Source organism: Salibacterium sp. K-3 (assembly GCF_054052005.1).
On sequence record NZ_JBSVZE010000001.1, the window covers coordinates 1223097 to 1246293 of the forward strand.

At 46.0% G+C, this 23197-nt stretch carries 25 protein-coding genes, 3 pseudogenes and 1 other annotated feature; of the genes and pseudogenes, 23 read left to right on the forward strand and 5 right to left on the reverse strand.

The window, feature by feature from the left end:
• The 4 genes and pseudogenes from ACW9JV_RS06035 to ACW9JV_RS06050 all read left to right on the forward strand — a co-directional run.
• Positions 1-507 (forward strand): annotated as a pseudogene (locus ACW9JV_RS06035) (peptidoglycan recognition protein family protein); the annotation flags it as partial.
• The gene (locus ACW9JV_RS06040; RefSeq protein ID WP_457334603.1) at positions 499-912 is read left to right on the forward strand and encodes a peptidoglycan-binding domain-containing protein; all 414 of its coding nucleotides are present in this window, start codon (positions 499-501) and stop codon (positions 910-912) included. The pseudogene ACW9JV_RS06035 and the gene ACW9JV_RS06040, both read left to right, overlap by 9 nt.
• 41 nt (positions 913-953) lie before the next feature.
• On the forward strand, positions 954-1166 hold the full coding sequence (locus ACW9JV_RS06045) for a hypothetical protein (protein ID WP_457332355.1): 213 nt from the start codon (positions 954-956) through the stop codon (positions 1164-1166).
• Positions 1167-1372: 206 nt separating this feature from the next.
• Positions 1373-2845, forward strand: a complete 1473-nt coding sequence (locus ACW9JV_RS06050) for an S-layer homology domain-containing protein (RefSeq protein WP_457332357.1) — start codon at positions 1373-1375, stop codon at positions 2843-2845.
• Between the two features lie 40 nt (positions 2846-2885).
• Here ACW9JV_RS06050 and ACW9JV_RS06055 read toward each other — a convergent pair whose 3' ends face one another.
• Entirely contained in the window at positions 2886-3551 is a 666-nt protein-coding gene (locus ACW9JV_RS06055; RefSeq protein ID WP_457332360.1) for an SOS response-associated peptidase, read from the reverse strand.
• A gap of 250 nt (positions 3552-3801) precedes the next feature.
• On the opposite strand from ACW9JV_RS06055, the gene ACW9JV_RS06060 reads away from it, so the two are divergent.
• The 8 genes and pseudogenes from ACW9JV_RS06060 to ACW9JV_RS06095 all read left to right on the forward strand — a co-directional run.
• Positions 3802-4299 (forward strand): Panacea domain-containing protein, encoded by a 498-nt coding sequence (locus ACW9JV_RS06060; protein WP_457332362.1) that lies wholly within the window; start codon positions 3802-3804, stop codon positions 4297-4299.
• On the forward strand, positions 4283-4903 hold the full coding sequence (locus tag ACW9JV_RS06065; RefSeq protein WP_457332364.1) for a hypothetical protein: 621 nt from the start codon (positions 4283-4285) through the stop codon (positions 4901-4903). Before ACW9JV_RS06060 ends, ACW9JV_RS06065 begins: the two co-directional genes overlap by 17 nt.
• A gap of 651 nt (positions 4904-5554) precedes the next feature.
• Positions 5555-5800 carry a hypothetical protein gene (locus ACW9JV_RS06070; protein WP_457332366.1) on the forward strand — a complete coding sequence of 82 codons (246 nt, stop codon included), beginning with the start codon at positions 5555-5557 and terminating at the stop codon, positions 5798-5800.
• A gap of 10 nt (positions 5801-5810) precedes the next feature.
• Positions 5811-6128 (forward strand): annotated as a pseudogene (locus ACW9JV_RS06075) (tyrosine-type recombinase/integrase); the annotation flags it as partial.
• Between the two features lie 702 nt (positions 6129-6830).
• Positions 6831-7589: a siphovirus ReqiPepy6 Gp37-like family protein gene (locus tag ACW9JV_RS06080; protein WP_457332368.1), complete on the forward strand. Its 759-nt coding sequence runs from the start codon at positions 6831-6833 to the stop codon at positions 7587-7589.
• Between the two features lie 2 nt (positions 7590-7591).
• Positions 7592-8374 carry a hypothetical protein gene (locus ACW9JV_RS06085; RefSeq protein ID WP_457332370.1) on the forward strand — a complete coding sequence of 261 codons (783 nt, stop codon included), beginning with the start codon at positions 7592-7594 and terminating at the stop codon, positions 8372-8374.
• On the forward strand, positions 8374-8532 hold the full coding sequence (locus tag ACW9JV_RS06090; RefSeq protein WP_457332372.1) for a hypothetical protein: 159 nt from the start codon (positions 8374-8376) through the stop codon (positions 8530-8532). The genes ACW9JV_RS06085 and ACW9JV_RS06090 overlap by 1 nt, the downstream gene beginning before the upstream one ends.
• Before the next feature lie 115 nt (positions 8533-8647).
• Positions 8648-9385, forward strand: a pseudogene (locus ACW9JV_RS06095) (N-acetylmuramoyl-L-alanine amidase family protein); the annotation flags it as partial.
• Positions 9386-9445: 60 nt separating this feature from the next.
• Here the strand turns inward: ACW9JV_RS06095 and ACW9JV_RS06100 are convergent.
• The 4 genes from ACW9JV_RS06100 to ACW9JV_RS06115 all read right to left on the reverse strand — a co-directional run bounded on the left by ACW9JV_RS06100 (position 9446) and on the right by ACW9JV_RS06115 (position 11524).
• Positions 9446-9943 (reverse strand): PH domain-containing protein, encoded by a 498-nt coding sequence (locus ACW9JV_RS06100; protein WP_457332374.1) that lies wholly within the window; start codon positions 9941-9943, stop codon positions 9446-9448.
• Positions 9944-10113: 170 nt separating this feature from the next.
• Positions 10114-10497 (reverse strand): hypothetical protein, encoded by a 384-nt coding sequence (locus ACW9JV_RS06105; protein ID WP_457332376.1) that lies wholly within the window; start codon positions 10495-10497, stop codon positions 10114-10116.
• Between the two features lie 112 nt (positions 10498-10609).
• Entirely contained in the window at positions 10610-11308 is a 699-nt protein-coding gene (locus tag ACW9JV_RS06110) for a hypothetical protein (protein WP_457332378.1), read from the reverse strand.
• A 63-nt stretch (positions 11309-11371) separates the two neighbouring features.
• Positions 11372-11524 carry a hypothetical protein gene (locus tag ACW9JV_RS06115; RefSeq protein WP_457332380.1) on the reverse strand — a complete coding sequence of 51 codons (153 nt, stop codon included), beginning with the start codon at positions 11522-11524 and terminating at the stop codon, positions 11372-11374.
• Between the two features lie 35 nt (positions 11525-11559).
• Between ACW9JV_RS06115 and ACW9JV_RS06120 the strand changes: the two genes are divergently transcribed.
• The 11 genes from ACW9JV_RS06120 to leuB all read left to right on the forward strand — a co-directional run bounded on the left by ACW9JV_RS06120 (position 11560) and on the right by leuB (position 23178).
• Positions 11560-11847, forward strand: coding sequence for a hypothetical protein (locus ACW9JV_RS06120; protein ID WP_457332382.1), 288 nt, complete (start codon positions 11560-11562; stop codon positions 11845-11847).
• Between the two features lie 290 nt (positions 11848-12137).
• Positions 12138-13808 carry an S-layer homology domain-containing protein gene (locus tag ACW9JV_RS06125; RefSeq protein WP_457332384.1) on the forward strand — a complete coding sequence of 557 codons (1671 nt, stop codon included), beginning with the start codon at positions 12138-12140 and terminating at the stop codon, positions 13806-13808.
• Positions 13809-14105: 297 nt separating this feature from the next.
• On the forward strand, positions 14106-14306 hold the full coding sequence (locus ACW9JV_RS06130) for a hypothetical protein (RefSeq protein ID WP_457332386.1): 201 nt from the start codon (positions 14106-14108) through the stop codon (positions 14304-14306).
• Positions 14307-14381: 75 nt separating this feature from the next.
• Positions 14382-14849 carry a spore coat protein gene (locus tag ACW9JV_RS06135; RefSeq protein WP_457332388.1) on the forward strand — a complete coding sequence of 156 codons (468 nt, stop codon included), beginning with the start codon at positions 14382-14384 and terminating at the stop codon, positions 14847-14849.
• Positions 14850-15037: 188 nt separating this feature from the next.
• Positions 15038-15682: a class I SAM-dependent methyltransferase gene (locus ACW9JV_RS06140; RefSeq protein WP_457332390.1), complete on the forward strand. Its 645-nt coding sequence runs from the start codon at positions 15038-15040 to the stop codon at positions 15680-15682.
• Between the two features lie 230 nt (positions 15683-15912).
• Positions 15913-16818, forward strand: a complete 906-nt coding sequence (gene ilvE / locus ACW9JV_RS06145; protein ID WP_457332392.1) for a branched-chain-amino-acid transaminase — start codon at positions 15913-15915, stop codon at positions 16816-16818.
• Between the two features lie 51 nt (positions 16819-16869).
• Positions 16870-17133 (forward strand) — a binding site (T-box leader).
• 92 nt (positions 17134-17225) lie between these two features.
• Positions 17226-18953 (forward strand): acetolactate synthase large subunit, encoded by a 1728-nt coding sequence (gene ilvB, locus ACW9JV_RS06150; protein WP_457332394.1) that lies wholly within the window; start codon positions 17226-17228, stop codon positions 18951-18953.
• Complete coding sequence (gene ilvN, locus ACW9JV_RS06155) at positions 18950-19471, forward strand: acetolactate synthase small subunit (RefSeq protein ID WP_457332396.1); 522 nt, start codon at positions 18950-18952, stop codon at positions 19469-19471. The genes ilvB and ilvN overlap by 4 nt, the downstream gene beginning before the upstream one ends.
• A gap of 37 nt (positions 19472-19508) precedes the next feature.
• Positions 19509-20501, forward strand: coding sequence for a ketol-acid reductoisomerase (ilvC, locus tag ACW9JV_RS06160; RefSeq protein WP_457332398.1), 993 nt, complete (start codon positions 19509-19511; stop codon positions 20499-20501).
• Entirely contained in the window at positions 20485-22065 is a 1581-nt protein-coding gene (locus ACW9JV_RS06165) for a 2-isopropylmalate synthase (protein WP_457332400.1), read from the forward strand. The genes ilvC and ACW9JV_RS06165 overlap by 17 nt, the downstream gene beginning before the upstream one ends.
• Positions 22066-22101: 36 nt before the next feature.
• Positions 22102-23178: a 3-isopropylmalate dehydrogenase gene (gene leuB / locus ACW9JV_RS06170; RefSeq protein WP_457332402.1), complete on the forward strand. Its 1077-nt coding sequence runs from the start codon at positions 22102-22104 to the stop codon at positions 23176-23178.
• The last annotated feature ends 19 nt before the right edge of the window (positions 23179-23197 follow it).

A 23197-nucleotide genomic window follows, 5' to 3' on the forward strand; every position in this document is an offset into this window, starting at 1 on the left:
ATGGGATATGAGATAACGAAAAACTATATCCAACACGGGAACGCTCGGCCTGGTCACAAGCTGACCGGGCCAATTTTCGGTGTTGCTCATGATACCGGAAACGCTGGCTCTACGGCACACGGAAACCGTAACTATTTCAACAGTCAGCAGCCGTCTGCATCAGCCCATACATTCATCGACGACAAAAACATCCTTGAGATTATTCCACTCGACGAGAAAGCCTACCATGTGATTTACAACGTAACTACGGACAACCGTCGGTTTGGAGAGGACGCGAATGATGCAGCGATAGGAGTTGAGCTCTGTTATGGAGGAAATATCAACTTTGAAGAAGCGTATGCGCGTTATGTGTGGTACTTCGCCTATCTATGTGACAGATATGGATGGGATCCGGAAAAAGATATCACGGGGCATTCCACCTTAGACCCAGACAGGAAAACGGATCCGGAAAATGCACTTAATCAAAACGGCGTATCCTTCCGACAGTTTATAAATGATGTGAAGAGAGGGCTGAATGGAAAAGAAATCGCCTCGGACACCGATGATAATTTGCTGGAGAAAGGCGATGCCGGCAGTGAAGTTGAGCAGCTACAAGAAGACCTGATGGCTGCTGGTGAAGAGTTGCCCAGGTACGGAGCAGACGGTGACTATGGAATGGAGACTATCGAGGCCGTGAAGGCGTTTCAGTCAAGGCATGATCTGACTGTAGATGGTATAGCCGGTCCGAACACACTCGAAAAACTCAAGGAGGTTATCAAGGATATGGCACAGCAGAAGCCGAATGAAAGTCATAAAGAAGCGTGGGAATGGGCGCAAGAAAAAGGCCTGCTGAACGGAAAAGACCCGCGGAAGTCAATTACTCGAGAACAGTTTTCCACTGTGCTGAAACGGTATGATGAGCTGAATAAATAGAGCAGAGACTTCCGTCTGCTCTCCTAAAAAGGAGGCAAAACATGGACAAGTACATCTATTCCTACCACATCATCTCCACAGGCGAGTCAAGTCGACTCAGCATTCCGGCGTCCAGTCAGGCAGAAGCTGACGCACGTATCCGCGACGCGATAGCCGATATTGAGTTTACGGATCCGGATGATGTGGAGAACATCAAGCTGGATCGGGTTATCATAGAAGACGAGAGCTTCTACGAGTGCGAGGGATGCACGTAAAAAGAGCAGGGGCTTTCCCTGCTCCTACATAAAAACAGACCGCCCATCCGGACGGCCTGCTATATGAACCCATTTTCATGCTTCCCTATTATCTATTCTACATTCCTTTCTAAAAGGAAATAACCCTTCTGAATTTCCCTGCTTAATTTTACAATATTTATGGTAAAATAGTTGCAAATATTTTTGTGGGAAGGGCTTGTTTTATCATGAGAAAATACATATTTTCCTTTTCGGTCTTATTTCTTTTAATGCCGTTACAGGCAAATGCGAAGAATAACTTTAATGATGTGAATGAAAGTTTTTGGGCTGAAGAAAGCATTCTGGAACTATCCGAAGAAGGGGTTATTACCGGTTACAGTGATGACACGTTCCGTCCGAATGATTCGATTTCCCGCGCCCATGCCGCTGTTATGGTTACACGAGCATTGGGATTAAATATGGAAACGGGGGCTTCACTGCCGAACGAGGCGGGCATTGCCGACGATTATCCGTACTACAATCAAATTGCGGCTGTATATGAAGCAGAAGTGATGACAGGGGGAAGTGAAGGATTCCGTCCGGAGGAAGATTTAACACGAGCACAGATGGCTGCTATCCTGCAGCGAGCTTTTGACCTTGAATCTGGACAGGCTTCCTTTGAAGACATTGGCGAGGATTATTGGGCATGGAACAGCATTGCTGCCATTGCCGCTGCCGGCATTACAACCGGTGATGAAGAAGGGAACTTTCGTCCGGGTGAAGCCACAACACGCGCGCAGTTAGCGGTGTTTTTGGATAATGCGATGAATCTTTCATCGAATGGCGGGGGAAGTAACCAGGAAGAAAATATAGATAATGGTGATGAATCTGATAACGAAGGGCATGAAACGCCTCCGTCTGATAACCACTATACTTTATGGGAAACGTATGATAATAGTTTCCTCATAGAAGACCCTGCTGCTGATGATATGGATACAACCACAGGACTTAACAACGATCAGATTGTTGAAAAGTATGGAGATTGGACGGCAGATGATTTTAAGCAGGAATTTGGTGTCAATAAATCTTTTTATCTAAGAGATTTTAATGGAGAACAACGATTTTATGTAAGTTACGCGACATGGGATAATTATGCAACGTATCTTGATGGATGGGGTGATCAAACACCTTATGAATATATAGATAGTCTTAAAAACTCTCAAATAAGTGGGATCTACAATATGAGCAAATATCCGGAAAGGCTTGTTTTTACTCTTCGAGAGCAATCTATTTTAGATGATGACTACTATGAAGAATTTCAAGATGAAATTCTTGATACAAATGCGTATTATCCTCCAAAGGGTGAAGAAAAAATAGTCTCTGTATTTGATAACTATAATGTAATGGAAAAAAAGGTTGAAGACTATTCAATGCCAGCAATGTTCAAATTCATGAACTTTGGTAACAAAAAAGAAAGGACATCTGGAACAGCAACTTATGAATGGTTGAATGAGTGGAATCAAGTCATTCATCTTGAACATGGTGATTATGTACAGTTTGATTATATCAAAGAGGAATTTAACCTCGAGAAACACTATGAAACGATTATTGAAAATGGGATTGATTATGTAGCGGTTAGCGAACTTGCGGACAAAGGAGAAGTTAAAATAATCCGTAGAGCAGAGTATGGAAGAACGGATATTCAGAACTTTGACAACTAGCATTAAAAAGAATCCAGTATATAGTACTGGATTTTTTTAATTACAGAGGATTCACGAGTTCTTTGTAGTCGTTACGCGGGCTGTTCACGTCTGTTGATACCTGGTGAGCATCCATTGCATTGGAATCAATTGGCTGCAGTAACTGCTGTACATCTTCAGGATCATTAGCCGGAGTCATCCATTGTTGTTGATGCTCTTTCGGGAGGATAACCGGCATCCGGTCGTGGATCTCTGACATAAACTCATTCGCCTGTGTCGTAATGATCGTGCAACTGAATATGTCCTCATCGTTTTTATCTTTCCATTTTTCCCAGAGTCCTGCAAATCCAAATAGCTCTTGGTTCTTTAAGTGAATACGATAGGGTTGTTTTTTACCATCAACCTTCTGCCATTCATAAAAAGAGTCGGCTGGAATGATGCATCGACGTTTTTTAAATGCGTGCTTAAAACTCCCCTTCTCAGCAACGGTTTCTGCACGCGCATTAATCATTTTATAACCGATTTTCTTATCTTTCGCCCAGAACGGAATAAGGCCCCATCTTAGCTTTCCCAGTCGATTATGTTTCCCATCGCTTATTACAGCAAGAATTTCCTGTGACGGAGCGATATTGTAGCTTACATCGTAATCCTCAATGGTTATTTCATCGATATCGAACTGCTCCTGAATTTTATTCAGGTCCACTGTCAAAGTAAAACGGCCGCACATGGATATTCCTCCGATCAAGATCAGTTTCTACCATCATACACTATTTTGAAAGTATGTAATCTGAACTAACAACATAGGTTAATATATACTGTTATATGAAACTATATGAAATGATATGATATTATTGTAAGTTGTGATAAGTTGTACTATTCTAAGAGTAGATAGTAGATGGTTATTTGTCACTTATTTTGGCAATCCTTCAAATATGCACGCATAGTTATAATACATGCAGTATTGAGGAGGGATTCAAGTGGCAGAAATACTGAATTTTAATGCGGAAAGGAAGAAAAAAATGCAGTATAAAACAGATATTTTCCGTGTTGCTGAAGTTTTGCTATCTATAGAATCCATGACTCCTAAAAAGCTTCAAAAGATGTGTTATTATTTCTATGCTTGGCATTCCACTCTAAAAGGGGAGCCGCCATTCGAAAATAATTTTGAGGCATGGGTGCATGGTCCCGTAGACCCCAAACTTTATAATGAGTATAGAAGTTATGGATGGAATACAATTCCCCAGTCGAATACAACAACGGATTTACCTGAAGATATTATAGGGTTTGCTCACCAGGTGTATTCATCTTATGGTCATTTAAATGGGGATCAATTAGAGTATTTAACTCATCAAGAACCACCTTGGAAAATAGCCAGAAAAGGCATGCCAGAATATATGCCTTCGCGTGAAGAAATACAAGATGAAAACATTATTCAATATCATAAGAAGGTCTTAGAAAATGGCCAAGTCGAATAAGAAAGCAGAAGAAAATAATCCTATTCCCTTTGTGGGTGATCAAGTTCCCACCCACAATAAGGGGAATTTTTTTACTCAAAATGAAGAAGATCTAATAAATGAATACCAAAATGAAAGAATAATGTTTTCATTTGTGCTCTTTGACAGGAACAAAGAAGCTTTTAATTGTGGAGGGATAGATGCTTCTTGGTTTATTAGCTTGATTGATCGTTTAAAAGATGTTTCAGGCATAGAAATGAAAACACTTCAGACACCACATCATATCGAAAAAATGAGAATTCATCCTCATAAACCAGAGGTCGTGGAAGACTATTTTGATTTAGGTGGTATTTGGGAAGAACAATTAAGAGAAGGTACCTTTTATCAATTGAATGTTTCTCAAGCAAGAGGGAGAGTACATGGTTTTTTCATTGATAATACTTTTTTTGTATTGTGGTTAGATCCACACCATAATTTATATCCATCTGAAAAACACGGGGGTTATGCCTCATATCCAGATGGAGTAGGAGAATACGAGTTATTAGAACAAGAAAGAGATCACTGGAGACAGAAATGTGGGGAGCTTGAAGAAATTCTCGAGTCTGAAACGCATCCAAATAATTAAAGTTATTTCTATGGGGCAGACATGGGGCAGAATTTTATCATTTCTGCCCCAAACAAATCAAATTTCTTCCATTATAAACTTATGTATGTATTGATTTATCAGCTTTCTTCCTATAATATAATAAGTGTTCCTAACGTGGTAAACGGCCTTCTAAGCCGTAGGTCGCAGGTTCGAATCCTGCCTGGGACACCATTTTCGCTAATTACCGCGGAAAGCCGGTTGTTACACGTTAGATCATACGGAAAATTATTGTGATGACATAAGTGTTGACATAGCGCCTTTTCGCGATTATACATCGAACACGAGCGCCTCTTCTCGTTGGACTTTATCGTCCGACCGGGAAGGGGCGTTTTTTGTCGTGGGAAGACATTTCGTTTACAAACGCGGAGAAATAGGGGCAACGGCCTCCGAACAAGACCGACGCAAGCATTCTGTCCAACGTACAAGCGTGCATTATTCGATCAGGTAAGCGCTGGACATTTTCATCGACGCAAAAGAGGCGGAGGGCGTGCGGCCGCGTACCGTCAAAGATTACCGTATGCACATCGATTATTTGTGCCGTTACCTCCAAGTATACGCGGAAATAGATATGCCTTTTGAAGCTAATGTGACGAGTATAGACAGAGCATTTATCCGGTCTTACATCACTTCATGCGGAACAAAAAAACGAAATATGAGGGCGTGCAGGGGCGAGAAATCGAAGGCAAACGGCTCGCTGTAGACACGATAAATGTAAGACTCCGTACATTAAATACGATGTGCCGTTTTTGGGCGGAAGAGGGACTGCTCGAAGAAAATCCGATGCGGTCTATAAAGTACGTCAAGGACGACAAGAAAAAAGAAGTAGAAGGACTATCACCCAGCGAGATTCACACCCTTCTGGGACTACTGCGATGAAACTACTTTTGCAGGATACCGCGATAAAATCCTCATCTTTTTGGCGTTGGATACCGGGCTGCGTCCGAATGAAGCAGCGAGTATAACAATCGATCAGGTGGATGAGCGCAGAAAACTTATTCTCGTTCCCTCTACTGTCGCAAAAAACAGAAAGTGGAGAGAAGTGCCGGTAAGCGCGGACGTGTTAAAAAAGCTGCTGGATATGTACGAGGAATCAAAAACATATTTTGGCGATCTCGAGCAGATATTTTGCAGCGCGTACGGTGAACCTTTTACCGCCGATGCATTTAGAAGACGCCTGAACCGAATGAAATCTGATTTAGGGTGACCCCCCAAGCCCCCGTCGTCATATCCCCTTTCCTGGCGCTCAAAACTTGCGCACAAAAATTTTTACTTTGGGCCCTAATTATTTCTAACGGAGGAAAAACGGTAGCCAACCGGAACAGGGACTCGGAAGCCGTGCAGCGCAATGCTAGGCGGATGCTGACGTCTATTGCCGCGGTTGTCGTGGCGATCTGGCGCCGGCTCGACGACAACGACGAAAGGTGGCGCGAAGACCGCACGGAAAAGCGGTGGCCGGTCGACCCTGTTCCGCCCGGCTGATCGAAATCTGCTCGGACTTAACGGCGCGGTCACGTTCGGCCTCCGCCTGCTTGCGCTGTTCTTCCTCCGCTTCCTTTTGCCGAAGCAGTTCGATATATTCCTTGCGTGTCGTGATGTCCCCGTCCATTACCGCTTGTTTGGCGGCTGCCTTTTCCGGCGTGGAGTCGGCGGAGGGTTTCGATATTTCGTACGTGAGTGATACAGGAAGGTCTTCGAGGAGTTCCGATTGTTCCGGACAATTTGTCCGAATCAAATCGTAGCGATCGACAATCCTCCTGACCTGCCTAGATTGAAATCCGATTGATTCGCACCTTTTTTCGAAGCATCCGTACCCGTTCTTCGCAAGTTCATCCTGCGCCTCCTTTAACTCCCGTCCTAGTTCCGTATAGGCCTTGCCTTGCCACTTTCTGATGATTCCAGGGACAGAATGAACGATGTTCCAGTTGAGGAAACCATAAAACACTATGTGCGGCAGAATGCTGAAGCGAACGAGGCGGCGCTTCGTCAGATTCCAGGTTTAGTAATCAAAGAGGATCAAGCGCGTGGTGAAGCTGTCACATATAACGCCAGGTTTCAGTATCTATCAGAAGTATTACAGGAAATCGGAAATACCGCTGGTGTAGGGTGGGAGATCTTACTGAAAGACAATGAATATCAATTTGATACGATACATGGAAATGATCTCAGTGATGAGGTCTTTTTTGATGTGGAATTTGATACGGCTCTAACTCAAAGGTGGCTTACTTCTGATGCAGAAAGAAAGACCTTTGCCTATGTCGCTGGTCAAGGCGAAGGAGCAGACAGGCAATTTATCGAGCACTATTTAACTGAGGAAGAACCTGCAGGTTTTTCAAGACGTGAATTGTTTGTAGACGCGCGAGACACGGACAGTGACTTAGACGAACGAGGCCGTAACAAGCTAAAAGAAACAGAAGAAGAGGATATTTTTGAAGTAGAAATTGATCCATTTGGCTCGTTTGAGTACCGGCGTGATTGGGATTTAGGTGATATTGTCACGATTCGTAACAGACGGTGGGGCATACAGAAAGCCATCCGAATCGTGTCCGTGAATACAGTCATAGAGGGCGATAAAGAAATCATTTCTGTGGAAGTTGGTAGAGCCTGGCCCACGCTAAAAAGCCGTATTAAGAGATCGACAGATGATGACGCAGGAAAGAGGGTGTAAGCATGGAAAGATATGCTTTTTTCAATTCGGAGGACGGCGATAGGGTATATTCCGCCGAAGATTGGGCGCGTATCTTTTCCCGTATAGCCAAGGATGGATACGTCGACGGGGAAGAAGACGAATTGCAGGTGGTAGCCACGGATCCGGTTACGCTAGGTGTCCGGGTAGGGTTAGGGGCAGCATGGGTGCAGGGGCGTATTTATCAAATATACAGTTCAGCAGAAACACTCACACTACCAGACGCTGATTTAGACAATCCGCGCATAGATCGAATTATTATCCGGTTAGATTATGGAAACCGTTTAATAACAGCAGCGGCAAAGGAAAGGGCGCCTGCAACAAGTCCAACGCCGCCAGCATTGACTCGTGATTCTTCGGTCTATGAAATGTCCTTAGCGCAGGTAAGAGTAGATCCAGCAGTAACAAGCATTTCTGACGCGGACATCACAGACGAGCGCGAAGACGAGGAATTATGCGGGGAATCGTATTCTCTGGTAAACCGACCACTGGAAGAAGATTTATATAATCACCTGGCTAACAACGTTTTTCATGAAGTCGATTCTGATAATACGGAAATGACTTACTCTAACGACAATTTGACATTCGTGGAGGACTATAAAAACGGCTCCTTGGTAAAACAAACAGACTTAACTTACTCGAACAGCGATTTAACAGAAGTAAGGGAACAATATTTTGACAGTGAAGGTAATATCACAGATGATTATACACTGACTTTGAATTATTCAAATGGAGACTTAACTTCTGTTACAAGGAGTGAAAATTGATGTGGCCAGTATTTGCAAGAATCGGGCGGGTAATATCAAAGCTGAATGAATTGGAAAGCACAATAGATAACATCATGAACCAGGTAAACACGATTGACAGTAATGCAGACAGCCTAGAAAGCCGGTTGACGCCATCCAGGGCCAATAATCTTGAATGATATAAGACCAAGCCATATAAGAAGTATTCAGTCTATTTCAGAGGGGATAAACCGGTGTATCTATTAGTATTTCCTCTGTCAATACCAGTAAGTCTTTCATTATAATGCCGACAAAGGAATATACCGAAATGGTAAGGCTTACCCAGAACACGAATTTAACTCTGATGTAGCCATGCGGCTCCAGGATATCTTGGAACGGCATGGCTTTTCTGTGTGGATGCCGCAGCCTCCAAACTCTAAAGAAGTAAGCCTGACAACCAGGGTCAATGCAGCAAACAGGCGCGGCGTTGATTTGTACTGGAGCATTCATGCTAATGCCGGATCCGCAAGTGGCGTGTGTTCTTTCTATTGGCACACCTCAAACATCGGTAAAAGGCTGGCACAATTGTTTGCAAAACACATGGAAGCAGCAGGTTTTGAGACACACGGAGATGGCACACACACCAGTGAAGCCGGTGAATGGACTAACTTGTATGATTGCCGTAAAACAAGCATGACTGCCGTTCTAACTGAAAATGGGTTTATGGATGATGACGGCGATTTTCAAGGTATATTCGGCGCTGAAAAGGAGTCGTATCGGCAGCGTGTAGCTGAAACACATGCAAAGATACTCTGCAAATACTTCGGTCTCCCGTATAAAAGTGTGGAATCAAAGGAGGAAGACGACATGAATGAAATACTTGATTGCAATACAAAGGCAGCTTGGACACCAACAATTAAAAAGTGGGCGGATCCGGATAAGCAACGAAATCCGATTGGCCAAAGCTGGGTAGAGAAAATCGAGAACGATAAAATGACATATGCTGATATAATGCGGCTTATGGGCGAAGAACGGATACGAGGACTGAAATGAAAAGAGCAGGGGCTTTTGCCCTTGCTCCATACATAAAAACAAGCTACCTAAAGCAACACATTACCCGTTTAGTATTTTCTGTTTTTGCTCCTGGAATTCCTCATCTGTTAGCACACCTGAATCCCTGAGATCAGCGATTTTCTTCAACTCATCCGCGGAACTGCTGGCGTTTTCTGTTGTAGCCGCTGCCTCTTTCTTTCCAATCGTATCGCGTATGTGCTTAATAAATCCGTCTATGTCTCCATCGCTGATCCATTTCATACTGACCTTATTGCCACTGGCAAAAAAGTTCATGTAGTGTCCCAGCATTCCTTTTCCAGATTCAAAACTACTGATGTTAGAGTAAGGGAATGATTCTGTTTCATGACCGGTCATTTTCTTTGCGAAGAAAAATAAGCGCTGATTTGTTGCTAAAAGTACCCCGTTACGTACGGATTCGCTTCCCATAACCTTAGTTTCATAAGCTCCAAGAACCTTGTACAATACCTTTTCATCCGAATCCAAATGACCCTTTGCCTTTTCCGTCAGCTTTTTCAACTTTCCCGATTCTTTAGCCATTAACAGCAACCTCCTTATGTCATAATTTGATACTATTCTACCACTTTTTTCATGTGGTGCGTAGTCTTTTTGTATAGAAAAAGCAGACTGCCAACCGGCAGTCTGCTATGTGAACCCAGGTTCACGCTTTCCTTCCCCGTAGCTTTATTATATCCGTTTGATTGAGGAAATCAAGTCTGTGGTGCATAATACTCTTCACCGAAAAATATCTCATCTCCGATCAGATAATATTTCAGCAATTGGCCCACTCGGTTTCTGAGGTGTTTCCGGTGAAAACTGACGGGTGTGTTTTTCTGCCCCTTCCACACTTCATAATACACGAAGTCTTCAAATTGTCCCTCTGTTTCCAACACCTTCACCTGATTTCTATACATGTTCTTCTTTAATTCATACATGTCTTTTCGAGCTTCGATGATTTTCTCGTCCAATATATGGGTGTACTCGAGACCCAACTTAAAGGTTTGGAAGTGCTGCTTATCCCGTTCAAGAACTTTTATTAAGAAATCCGTAATAATATACTGGTCGGCCAGTTCCAGGTATTGATCCTCCATCATAAAGATGACCTCCTATAATAAGAACGCTTGTTCTCATTATAACCGATGCAGGTAAAAAAGAAACAGGTAATTATTTGCAAAAGAAAAAGCAGAGCCGCAGCCCTGCTTTACATCATTTTTCTAACTGTACTTCTGTATCTATTTCTTCCCCAACGGTGTTTAAATCGTTATCGGAAGGGGCGTCAATTAATATACGGACCGAGTTGACGTCCTCTGCGTTGGATTGTTCTAGTGGGTAGATAAGTGTTCCCTCTTTGCTGACTTGCCCTATGAATTCTCCACCCAAGTGATCGCTCATCATCATGTCAGGCATGTCGATTTGTTCCCCGGAATCAGTCGTAATGGTTGCTTGATCTGCATAAAAATTCACCGTGTCTTCTGATGTATTCTCCACTGATACATCCACTTGGATATACTCAAGTTCTTCTTTGTCAAGCATTTCTTGACCCTGGGCATTCAGTTCCATAGACACACCGTTTACTTTCTCAATGGTAAGTACAATAGATCCTGTTTCAAAGGTTCCTACATCATTGGCTAAGGAGACAAGTGTAGATTCACCAATTTCATTGGATATAGTATCGCCCACCTTGTTTCCCCCCGCTGTTTCCGTCTCCCCTTCTTCTGCCGAATTCTCGCTTTCATCCGTTGATTCTGCATCAGCTTCATCTTCAGATTGCTCCCCAGAAGATGGCTCTTCAGTTTGTTCAGTGTTGTTCTCCCCTTCAGCAGATGTTTCTTCCGTAGGTTCCTCCTCAGATCCGCATGCAGCTAAGGTGACAGCAATACCTGCTAACAACAATATTTTTTTCATAATAATTCCCCCTCCTTTAGTCTTGATACATCTTACCACAGACTGAAGGGGAAATGAATCGAGTTATTTAAACAAATTCTTCAAACCTTTGCCCGTTGCTTTTCCGGCTACACGTCTACCGATACGTTTTCCGACTTTACCACGTTTGACCGCGTTGATATCACCCAGGATTCTGCTGATTTTGTAGAGGGCGTTTCTTAGCTTACTGATGTTCATGGATATCGCTCCTTTTTATTAGATGATAATGTACAATGGAAGAAACTCGAAGTGTTTTTACACATTTTTTACACATATTCAGTGTAAAAGCCTGTCATACCAGTATTATTGATGTTATAGTGAAGTCTGCCTGGGACACCATTTACTTAAAGCAATCAACCCCTTGGGAGACAAGGGGTTTTTTATATTTTTATCCCTTTTTATTTACTCTGATTTTGGCTCTTTGGGGCAGGGTTGGGGCAGCATTTATTTTTTCTCTGCTCGATCTGTTGATTCTACTTAATGGGAAATGTCTTTCCGAAGCGGCAGCGGAAATCGGATAACGGGGATTACCAGCCAAACGTCCGCGCTTACCAGCCGAATTCCACCATTTACATGCCAAATGAAGAGCCATACCGTCCGAATCCTACGTTACCGGCCAACCGGGACCTGTTACAAGCCGAATCGTCAATTTACAAGCCAAATACGCAGAATTACAAGCCAACGACCGGGTGCCGCTAAAGGATCATTTCACATAACAAAACTCCGTTTTTGAGATAACGATTCACAGATCATTAAAATGTTCCTCCTTCTGTGATAACATGAGCGTAATTCATGAAGGGGGAGGAATTTGATGAAAATCGGGAAGTACATTGGGGCTGTATTACTTTCAGGGGCGCTGCAGGTATCCCATGCAGCTGCAGCGGAAGATTTTTCTGATGTCGGATCGGAGTTTTGGGCCGGGTCGGAAATTGAGTATTTAGCGGAGGAAGGAATTATTTCCGGATATGAAGACGGAACGTTTCGTCCGAATGAACCGGTGAAACGAAGCCAGGCGGCTTCCATGATCGTGGAAGCCTTTAATGTAGAGACAGAAAACCGGCCAGCATCCGGTTTTACGGACATTGATCCGGATTATTTTGCTTATGAGGTGGCAGCGGCCGTTCAGGATGAAGGGATCATCAATGGAAACAACGGCCGTTTCATGCCTAATGATGCCTTAACCCGGGGGCAGATGGCGGCTGTCTTAAACCGCGCATCAGATCACATCGCGTATGAAGGAAACAAGGCTTCCTTTGATGATATGTCTCATGGAGATGTATTTTATCCTGACGTCCAGGCGATTGCCTCCCATCGTATCACCACTGGTTATGCAGATGGGACATTTGGGCCGAATGATGAAACAACAAGGGCTCAGTTTTCTGTATTTTTAGCGAGAGCGCTGGACGAATCTTATGGTTCGGAAGAGGGAAATGATGCTCCTGCTCAGAATCCTGGAAGCGCAGAAATGGAAGCCCATTTTATTGATGTCGGACAGGGCGACAGTATTTTCATCGAGTATCCGAACGGGGAAACCATGCTGGTGGACGGCGGGAGACGATCGGCCGGAGATAAGGTGGTATCGTACCTGGCAAACGAAGGAGTTTCCACTATTGATCATCTTGTTTCCACCCACCCGGACGCCGATCATATCGGCGGTTTAATCGAAGTGCTGGACGAACTGGAAGTCAATCATGTGATGACGAGCGGAAAGTCTCATACTACCGACACGTATGAGGATTACCGTTCACACCTGCGGCAGGAAGGGCTTTCCTACAACAACAGCCCGTCGGAAGGAGAGACACTTGGAATCGGAGCAGATGTCACCACGAAAGTATTGCATACAGCGCCAGCTTCTGAAGATAACAACAAAGCTTCCATCGTGCTGAAGTTCACCTACGGGGAAAGTGATATGCTGCTGACAGGAGATGCCGGTGTGGAACAGGAGCAGGAGATGATCCAAAGGTTTGATGTAGAAGCCGACATCTTAAAGGCAGCCCATCATGGTTCGGATTCATCCACCAGTACCGCTTTTATGCAGGAAGTTGATCCGGAAGCCGCTGTGCTTTCCTACGGGAAGGATAACCGGTATGACCATCCGGATTCCTCTGTAGTGGACACGATCCGCGGGCAGGATACGGACATTTATTCCACGGCGGAGGAAGGAGATATTGTTTTCTCCATGACAGAAGGCGGTTATGAAGTGTCCGCTTCTCCCTGGGAAGGGGAAGGCAGTCCGGCTGACCCGGAACCGGCACCTGAACCAGACCCGGAGCCGGAAGAACCGCAGGGAGCCGTTAATGTGAATACAGCAGGATATGAAGAGCTGCAGGACATCACAGGTGTCGGCCCGGCGATAGCCGAAAATATCATCAATTACAGAAATGCGAACGGGCCGTTTGAAACCGTCGAGGAGCTGGACAATGTTTCCTATATCGGTCCGGCAACCATCGAAGAAATGCGGCCGGACATCACACTCGGATAGAAAAAATAAACGATTGATCAGTTCGCAGTCATACATCGAACATGATCACCTCTTCCCGTTGGACTTTATGTCCGACCGGGAAGGGGCGTTTTTTTGTTTGTGGGAACTTGCATAAATGTAGAAAGGAAATGACACGGATGATAGGAATATCAAAGCATTCTTCCGAGTGCTGGAATTATCAATAGGCCACCCCGCTTTAAATTTAATGCCAATTTGTCCAGAAATAATAGATATGACCCTATACAAACATATCCTTCTTTCATATGATCTATAGAAATCGTAGAAGGAGGGGAGAATTTGAAACAAAACCCGAAATTAACCAAAATGCTGGTGAAACGTCTGATGAAAAAACACGGCCTGGACCGTTCTTTGACAGAACTCTCAGATGAGGAAAAAAGTGAATTAAGAGAGGTCATTCAAGAACTTCAGGACAGGGTGGATCAGTTAATGTCCAGTGAACAAATCAATGAGGAGACAGTGGAAAAAGAGAAAAAATAAGCATTTATATCAGGGGGATTGTCCAAACTTCTATACAGGTTCTTCATAGAATGGGTATAGAAAGGAGGGATATAAATGGTAAGAAACACCGGAACAAGAGATAGAAGAAGGAACAATAGAAAGTGGAATGCCTTGGAGAGCTCCTCTGAAAAATTCTGCGGCGGCAGTGATAACAGCACTCAGCATGGAGAGCAGAGCAATAAAACCGTTCAATTGTCAGAGGAATATATCGAAATTATCGACTGTTGTGATGTCAATATATCAAGTACTGATATTAAAGGTGCCTTAAACGTGCAGGCAGGTCTTCAAGCAGCTATTCTAATCCTTATAACTATTTCCATCGGTGGAGACTCCGAACGGGCAGAAGCTTTCACGCAGGATTTAATTCAATCCGCTAAAATCAAACAGCTGACCTATCAGCATATGTATATTGAAAACAGTCGAGGCGTCACAATGGACATGAGAGACACTCAATTAGCGGTAAATATTCAATTACTGCTGCAATTATTGTTAGCCGTGGCTGTCGTGCTGGATATTCTGTAATAGGATGAAGCGGAATGTGAATCTGTGTTTTTTTTACATTCCGCTTTTTTTCATTCGCTGCGTATTGCAGGAAAGAACGAATTTGATAAAATTCAGGAAGTACATACTGTCTGCATGGCCTGCCTTCCGACTGATCCCCTCAATCATTCATTCAGCGTGGAGGTATATAAAAAGAAAGGATGATATGTATGAAGGAAAAGCAGCTCATAGAGCATCAGAAACAATACTACCACGACCTGTACAAGAGACATGCGCTGTATGAAAAAGGATCGTGGCTGGAGAAGCCGTCCCCGGCCATTCAGCGCTATATTCCGGTCATCCAGAGAGTGCCGGAGAGCCGGGTCCTTGACCTTGGCGCCGGCCCCGGACGCCATGCTATTTCTGTTGCAGGCGCTGCGGCTTCCATGAATACAGAGGTGACAGCGGTCGATCATCTTCCCCTTGCGGCAGAGCAGCTCGAAACCAACAGCAGCCGCTTCGGAGTGCAGGAACATATCAGGCCGGTTCACGGAAAAGCTGAACACTTCGATATACAGGAACAGCACTATGACTGGATTTTTGCCGTACATCTGCTCGAGCACATACCGTTTCAAGAGGACCGGAAACAACTGCTGTCACGGATCGAAAACGGAGTCATCGATAAACGGTACGTGACGATTGTCATGCATGCAGAGGCGGAGGAAGATACCGAACCGGTGCCCGCATGGAACCCGTCTGTGGAAGAGGCGGCGGCCGAGCTTCGGGACGCCTTTTTTTCATGGCGGGTCGTCGTGGAGAAAGTAGACAGACATTCGGGAGCAGCGACGCTTACGTTTCTTGCTCAGAAAGAATAAAAATTTTTCAATGGCAGATAATCAGACAAAAATATTGACGCAGGTAGTGTGTAATCGCATACAAAAAAATAAACGTTTTTGAATCGTCTAATAATTTTAAAAAAAGGATTGACCCAGGCCGTTAATCGGCGTATTATGAACGTCAAACACGTAATTGACACGGAAATTTTCAGAATAACCATGCATTTACGTTACCGTTAATTTTGGAGAAGCATCAGAGGTGATCGGCCATGGGGGAACAATGGATCTATCTGGACGGAGAATTTGTTAAAAAGGAAGATGCCAAGATTTCCGTTTTTGATCATGGTTTTCTCTACGGTGACGGGGTGTTTGAAGGAATCCGCGTATACAACGGGAATATCTACAAACTCGATGAACACCTTCTCCGGCTTTATAATTCCGCAACATCCATTATGCTGGACATTCCATATACGAAGCAGGAAGTCACAGATATTATTGTAGAAACGCTGAAGAAAAACGAACTTCGTGATGCCTATATCCGCCTTGTGGTTTCCCGGGGAGTCGGGGATCTGGGATTGGATCCGGCATCGTGTTCGCGTCCACAGCTGGTGGTTATTGCGGAAAAACTCGCTATTTATCCGAAAGAGTTTTATGAAAAAGGCCTGGACATTGTCACCGTTGCAACAAGAAGAAACCGCCCGGATGTATTGAGCCCGAAAGTGAAATCATTAAATTATTTAAATAATATCCTTGTCAAGATTGAAGCAGGTCTGGCCGGAGTAAACGAAGCATTAATGCTGAATAATGAAGGTTATGTGGCAGAAGGTTCCGCTGATAATATATTTATTCTGCGCGAAGGTGTTTTATACACACCGCCGGGTTATGTAGGAGCACTTGAAGGAATCACCCGGCAGGCCATTGTTGAACTTGCCGGTGAAATGGGTTATGATTTAAGAGAAGAACCTTTTACGAGACACGATGTGTATACAGCGGAAGAAGTGTTCCTCACGGGAACGGCTGCTGAAGTGATCGCTGTCGTCAAGGTGGACGGACGCATCATCGGCGATGGGAAGCCCGGTGCTGAGACACAGCGGATACTGGAAGCCTTCCGCGAAAAAGTGGAAAAAGACGGAGTGAAAATAGAACCGTCTGAGTCAGAAATGGAAATCAGTTAAAAGAGCCGGGATGTTTTGGATCCCGCCGCATAGACTGGTATAACCTAATGAATGAATACGCTGAAGAGGACCAGTAATCTGCAGACTGGCTTTTACAGAGAACCGTGGAAGCTGAGAAACGGAACTGCCGCTGTGGATGAACTCCCCTCCGAGTGCCTGTGTGAAAGCAATAACTGTCGGTAATACAGGCCGGGTGCAGGATCGTACACTTCACCCGTTATCACAACAGCCGGGCAGTCCGCCTGTTCCGGCGCCGAGGCGGTTTTGACCGCAAAGAAGGGTGGTACCGCGAAAAGCAGTCTTTTCGCCCCTTCAACCGGATCCATTCCGGTTGATGGGCGGAAAGACTTTTTTATTTATCAGGCATTCTTGCTGATCACAATACCAGTAATAAGGAGGAAGCAGAGATGGGGCCAGAGATGAAAGAAATGCAGGGCCGCGAGCTGAAAGATGAAAACCAGGAAATGACGGGAGCCAGCATGCTTATTCAGGCACTCGCCCGGGAGAACGTCGATGTTATTTTCGGCTATCCCGGCGGTGCGAATCTTTCCACCTACGATGAAATTTACAGAACAGGGATGCACCACGTGCTCGCCCGTCATGAGCAGGGCGCCGTGCATGCAGCAGAGGGGTACGCCAGAGTGGCCGGGAAACCAGGCGTCTGTGTCGTAACCTCAGGTCCCGGAGCAACAAACGTTGTCACCGGTATTGCCGATGCCATGATTGACTCGCTTCCTCTTGTTGTCATTACCGGGCAGGTGGCAACCAATGCGATCGGAACGGATGCTTTCCAGGAAGCGGATGTTATCGGGGTGACGATGCCGATTACCAAACACAATTTTCAGGCCCGAGAAGTGGAAGATCTTCCACGGATGATCAAAGAGGCGTTTCATATTGCCTCCACCGGCCGTCCCGGACCGGTATTGATTGATCTGCCGAAAGACATTGCCGCCACCTCCGGTTTTTTCAATTATGATCAGCCGGTGGAACTGCCGGGCTATCAACCGACGGTCGTGCCGAATAAGCTGCAGATCAAAAAGCTTGCCGATGCGGTCACAGAAGCAGAAAAACCGGTCGTTCTTACCGGAGCCGGAGTGCTGCATGCCCACGGTTCAGATGAACTGTATGAATTTATCACCAAACAGCAGCTTCCGGTCGCAAGCACTCTGCTCGGTCTCGGCGCTTTTCCCGGCAACCATGAACTGTTTCTTGGAATGGTCGGGATGCACGGCACTTACACAGGAAATATGGCGCTGCATGAAGCAGATCTGTTAATCAGTATCGGGGCCCGGTTTGATGACAGAGTAACCGGTGCGCTGAAACACTTTGCCCCGAATGCAAAGATAGCTCATATTGATATTGATCCGGCCGAAATCGGCAAGAACGTGGAAACACAGATTCCTGTGGTAGGCGATGCGAAAGAGGCCCTCCGGATGCTGAATGAGTACAACGGCACACCGGGTGATTTTACAGATTGGAAAAAACAGCTGGCAGCATGGCAGGAAGAATATCCGCTCTGGTATCACGAAGAGCAGGGGGCGCTGAAACCACAGCGGCTGATGGAGATGATCTATGAAGAAACCAAAGGCAAAGCGGTCGTAACAACGGATGTCGGACAGCATCAGATGTGGGCGGCACAGTATTATAAATTCGACCATCCGGACTGTTGGGTGACTTCCGGAGGACTCGGCACGATGGGTTTTGGATTTCCATCTGCGATCGGCGCCCAGTTCGCCGCGCCGGACCGGCAGGTAGTGGCGGTGCTCGGAGATGCCGGGTTCCAGATGACCGCACAGGAAATGTCGATTCTTCAGGAACTGAACCTGCCGGTAAAGATTATCCTTGTCAACAATGCATCACTCGGTATGGTCCGCCAGTGGCAGGAACTGTTTTATGACGAGCGATACTCCAATTCGATCTTTCCGATCCAGCCCGATTTTGTAAAGATGGCCGAAGCCTACAACATTAAAGGATGGAAAATCGAGAACCCGGATGATATGCAGGATGCCCTGCGTGAAGCGCTTGATTACGAAGGACCGGTTCTGATGGACTGCCGGGTCGAAAAAGATGAAAATGTGTACCCGATGATCGCGCCCGGAAAAGGTCATCATGAAATGGAGGGAATCAAACCGTGAAACGAACCATCATTGCAACAGTGAACAACAATTCCGGCGTGATGAACCGGATTACCGGACTTTTTGCCCGCCGGCAGTTCAACATTGACAGCATAACGGTCGGTATGACGGAAAATCCGGCGGTTTCCCGTATGACGTTTGTTGTGAATGTGGATAATCAGCGCGGACTCGACCAGGTGATTAAACAGTTGAACAAACAGGTCGATGTTCTGAAAGTGCGGGATATTACCGATGATTCGATTATTGCGAGGGAACTGGCGCTTATCAAAGTGGTGGCCGCTCCGCAGCATCGAGGAGAAATATCCGCCCTTGCTGAACCATTCCGCGCCTCCGTCGTGGACGTCGGACGCGAAAGTATCACGCTCCAGGTCACCGGGGATCAGCAGAAAGTAGAAGCGTTGATTGACCTGTTGAAGCCTTACGGCATTAAGGAACTTGCCCGTACCGGCATCACTGCTTTTAAACGCGGCGCTACCAAGAGTGATTTTGAAACCCCTAAATATTCCATTTTGAATTAATCAACTACTTATTACAGAAAAAGGAGAGGTATGAATCATGGCAAAAGCACTATATAACGGGGATATTAACGAAGGAATTCTACAGGAGAAAACAGTGGCGGTTGTCGGATACGGCTCGCAGGGTCACGCTCACGCAAAAAACATGAGGGAAAGCGGAGTCCACGTTATTATCGGTTTGAGAAAAGGGAAATCGTGGACGAAAGCCGAAGAAGACGGCTTTGAGGTGTATACCGTAAGCGAAGCCACCCAAAAAGCGGACGTTATTATGATTCTTCTTCCGGATGAACACCAGCCGGGAACGTATGAAAATGAAATCAAGCCGCAACTTAAACCGGGTAAAGCCATTGCGTTTGCACACGGCTTTAACATCCACTTTAACCAGGTAATTCCGCCGGAAGATATTGATGTCTTCATGATTGCACCGAAAGGTCCGGGACACATTGTCCGCCGTGTTTATGAAGACGGTGCGGGCGTCCCGTCTCTTATTGCGGTCTATCAGGATGCAACCGGCACCGCGAAAGACATTGCACTCGCGTATGCCAAACAGATCGGAGCAGGACGCGCCGGTGTCATGGAAACAACATTCCAGGAAGAAACCGAAACGGATCTATTCGGTGAGCAGGCTGTTCTCTGTGGAGGTACATCCGCTCTCGTTAAAGCCGGATTCGAAACATTGGTGGAAGCAGGATATCAACCGGAAGTGGCCTACTTTGAATGTCTCCATGAAATGAAACTGATTGTGGATCTTATGTATGAAGGCGGACTGGAAGGCATGCGTCACTCCATCTCCGACACAGCGCAGTGGGGAGACTTTCAGGCAGGTCCACGGATTGTAACGGAAGAGACAAGAGAAGCCATGCGCGCTATTCTCGATGATATTCAGAGCGGACGCTTTGCGAAAGGCTGGATCCTTGAGAACCAGGCGAACCGTCCGGAATTTAACGCGACCAATGCACGTGAGAACAGACATCAGATCGAACAGGTCGGCCGCGAACTGCGTGAAATGATGCCGTTTGTCGGCAAAAAATAGAAAGGAGTGTTGGACCGTGCGGAAAATCAACGTCTTTGATACGACGCTCCGGGACGGGGAACAGTCACCTGGTGTAAACTTTAATTTTGATGAAAAAATGCAGATTGCCGCGCAGCTGGAGCGCCTTGGTGTGGATATCATCGAGGCGGGCTTCCCGGCATCTTCAAATGGTTCTTTTGAATCGGTGAAAAACATCGCCGACACAATAAAGGGCAGTTCCATCACCGGCCTTTCCCGCACCGTTCAAAAAGATATTGACGCGGCGTGGGAAGCGCTGAAAGGCGGAGAAGAGCCGCGGCTGCACATTTTTATCGCTACATCGCCCATCCATATGGAGCATAAGCTCCGTATGACACCTGAGCAGGTGATTGAAAGCTCCGTCGATGCTGTGAAATACGCGAAAAAGAAATTTCCGCGTGTGCAGTGGTCCGCCGAAGACGCCTGCCGGTCCGATCTCGATTTTCTTGTTAAAATCATTGAAAGAGTAATCGACGCCGGCGCGGAAGTCATCAACCTTCCCGACACAGTCGGATATGTAACCCAGGATGAAATCCGCCATCTCTTCCGTCACATTAAGGAGAACGTTCCCAATGTAGATAAGGCGGTACTATCCACACACTGTCATGATGATCTCGGCATGGCAACAGCCAATTCCCTGGCTGCCGTGGAAGCCGGGGCAGGACAGGTCGAAGGCACCATTAATGGTATCGGCGAGCGCGCCGGGAATGCTTCGCTGGAAGAAGTGGCCGTGGCCCTGAAAATCCGAAATGACTTTTATAAAGCAGAAACCGGTCTGACCCTGAATGAAATCAAGCGTACGAGCACCATGATCAGTAAACTGTCAGGCATGGTGGTTCCGAACAATAAGGCAGTCGTCGGTGAAAATGCTTTTGCCCATGAATCCGGCATCCATCAGGATGGTGTGCTCAAAAACAGTTCCACCTATGAGATTATTACGCCGGATCTGGTCGGGGTCAACTCTAACCGTATGGTCCTCGGCAAGCTTTCGGGGCTTCACGCTTTCAAGGAGAAAATCGAATCTCTCGGATATCAGGCATCCGACGATGAACTGAAAAAAGTATTCGAGGAATTCAAAGCACTGGCGGATAAGAAGAATGAAATTACAGATGAAGATATTTTTGCTTTGATGTCCGAGGAAAAAGCCGGGGAAGCGGTAAGCTATTACGAAGTGGAGACGCTGCAGGTGAATTACGGAACCACCAATATTCCGACTGCTACCGTGACGCTGAAAGACCCGGACGGTGAAACCGTACAGGAAGCCGGCACCGGATCCGGCAGTGTAGAGGCCGTGTATCAGACGATTGAGCGGATCATCGGCGGCAAAGCAGAACTGAAGGACTACCGTATTCAATCGATTACCGGAGGCCGGGATGCGCTGGCGGAGGTATACGTCCAGATTGAATATAAGGGGGAAGAAGTGTCCGGACGCGGAACAGCAAACGATGTGCTGGAAGCTTCCGCTAAAGCCTATATTAATGCGATTAATCGTGCCCTCAACCAACACAGCGGCCGCCATCATCAGGCAGAAAAAGTAAATGTATAACGCTGTCCATAGAGAAAGCCGTAAGGAGAGAAGAGAATGAAGAAAACGATAACCATTCTTCCGGGAGATGGAATCGGCCTGGAAGTAGTGAAGGCAACCACCGTTGTACTGAATAAGGTCGCAGCGCTGTACGGCCATGAATTTGACTATCAATATGCTGATATCGGCGGATCCGCCATCGATAAACATGAAGACCCGCTTCCGCAGGAAACAGTCGACACCTGTAAAAACAGTGATGGTGTACTGCTCGGGGCGGTAGGCGGTCCGAAATGGGATAATCACCCTTCCGGACTGCGTCCGGAGCAGGGGCTCCTCGGGATCCGTAAGGCTTTGCAGTTGTTTGCCAATCTTCGTCCAGTCACCGGCCATGAAAGTTTAACAGATTCATCCAGTCTGAAAAAAGAAGTGGTCGACAACGTGGATCTGATGATCCTGCGTGAATTAACGGGCGGTATTTATTTTGGTAAACCGCAGGAACGCCGCCAGGTTGACGGGGAAGAAGCGGCTCTTGATACGATGATTTACAAGAAATCCGAGATTGCAAGAATTGTCCGGCAGGGTTTTGAAATGGCGAAACTCCGCCGCAGCAAACTCACTTCTGTTGATAAAGCGAACGTACTGGAATCCAGCCGTCTCTGGCGTGAAACGGTGGAAGAAATCAAAGCGGATTATCCGGAGGTTGAACTGGAGCATATGCTGGTGGATAATGCAGCCATGCAGATTATCCGTGATCCGAAACAGTTTGATGTCATGGTAACCGGAAATATGTTCGGTGATATTCTTAGTGATGCCGCTTCAATGCTCACCGGTTCACTGGGCATGCTTCCGTCCGCAAGTATCGGTGAACAGGCGCCGGGACTGTACGAACCGGTTCACGGATCCGCACCGGACATTGAAGGGCAGAATAAAGCAAATCCGCTTGCGATGATTTCCTCGGCAGCCATGATGCTGAAGTATTCCTTCGGCTTGATTGACGAAGCAGATGCGCTGGATCAGGCTGTTTCCGACGTTCTAAGCGCTGGCCACCGTACCGGTGATATTGCAAAACAGGGAGAAACCATTCTGTCGACAGACGACATGACTGATAAAGTATTGGAAGCACTGAAAAAATAACCGGGAAACCGGGGGATAA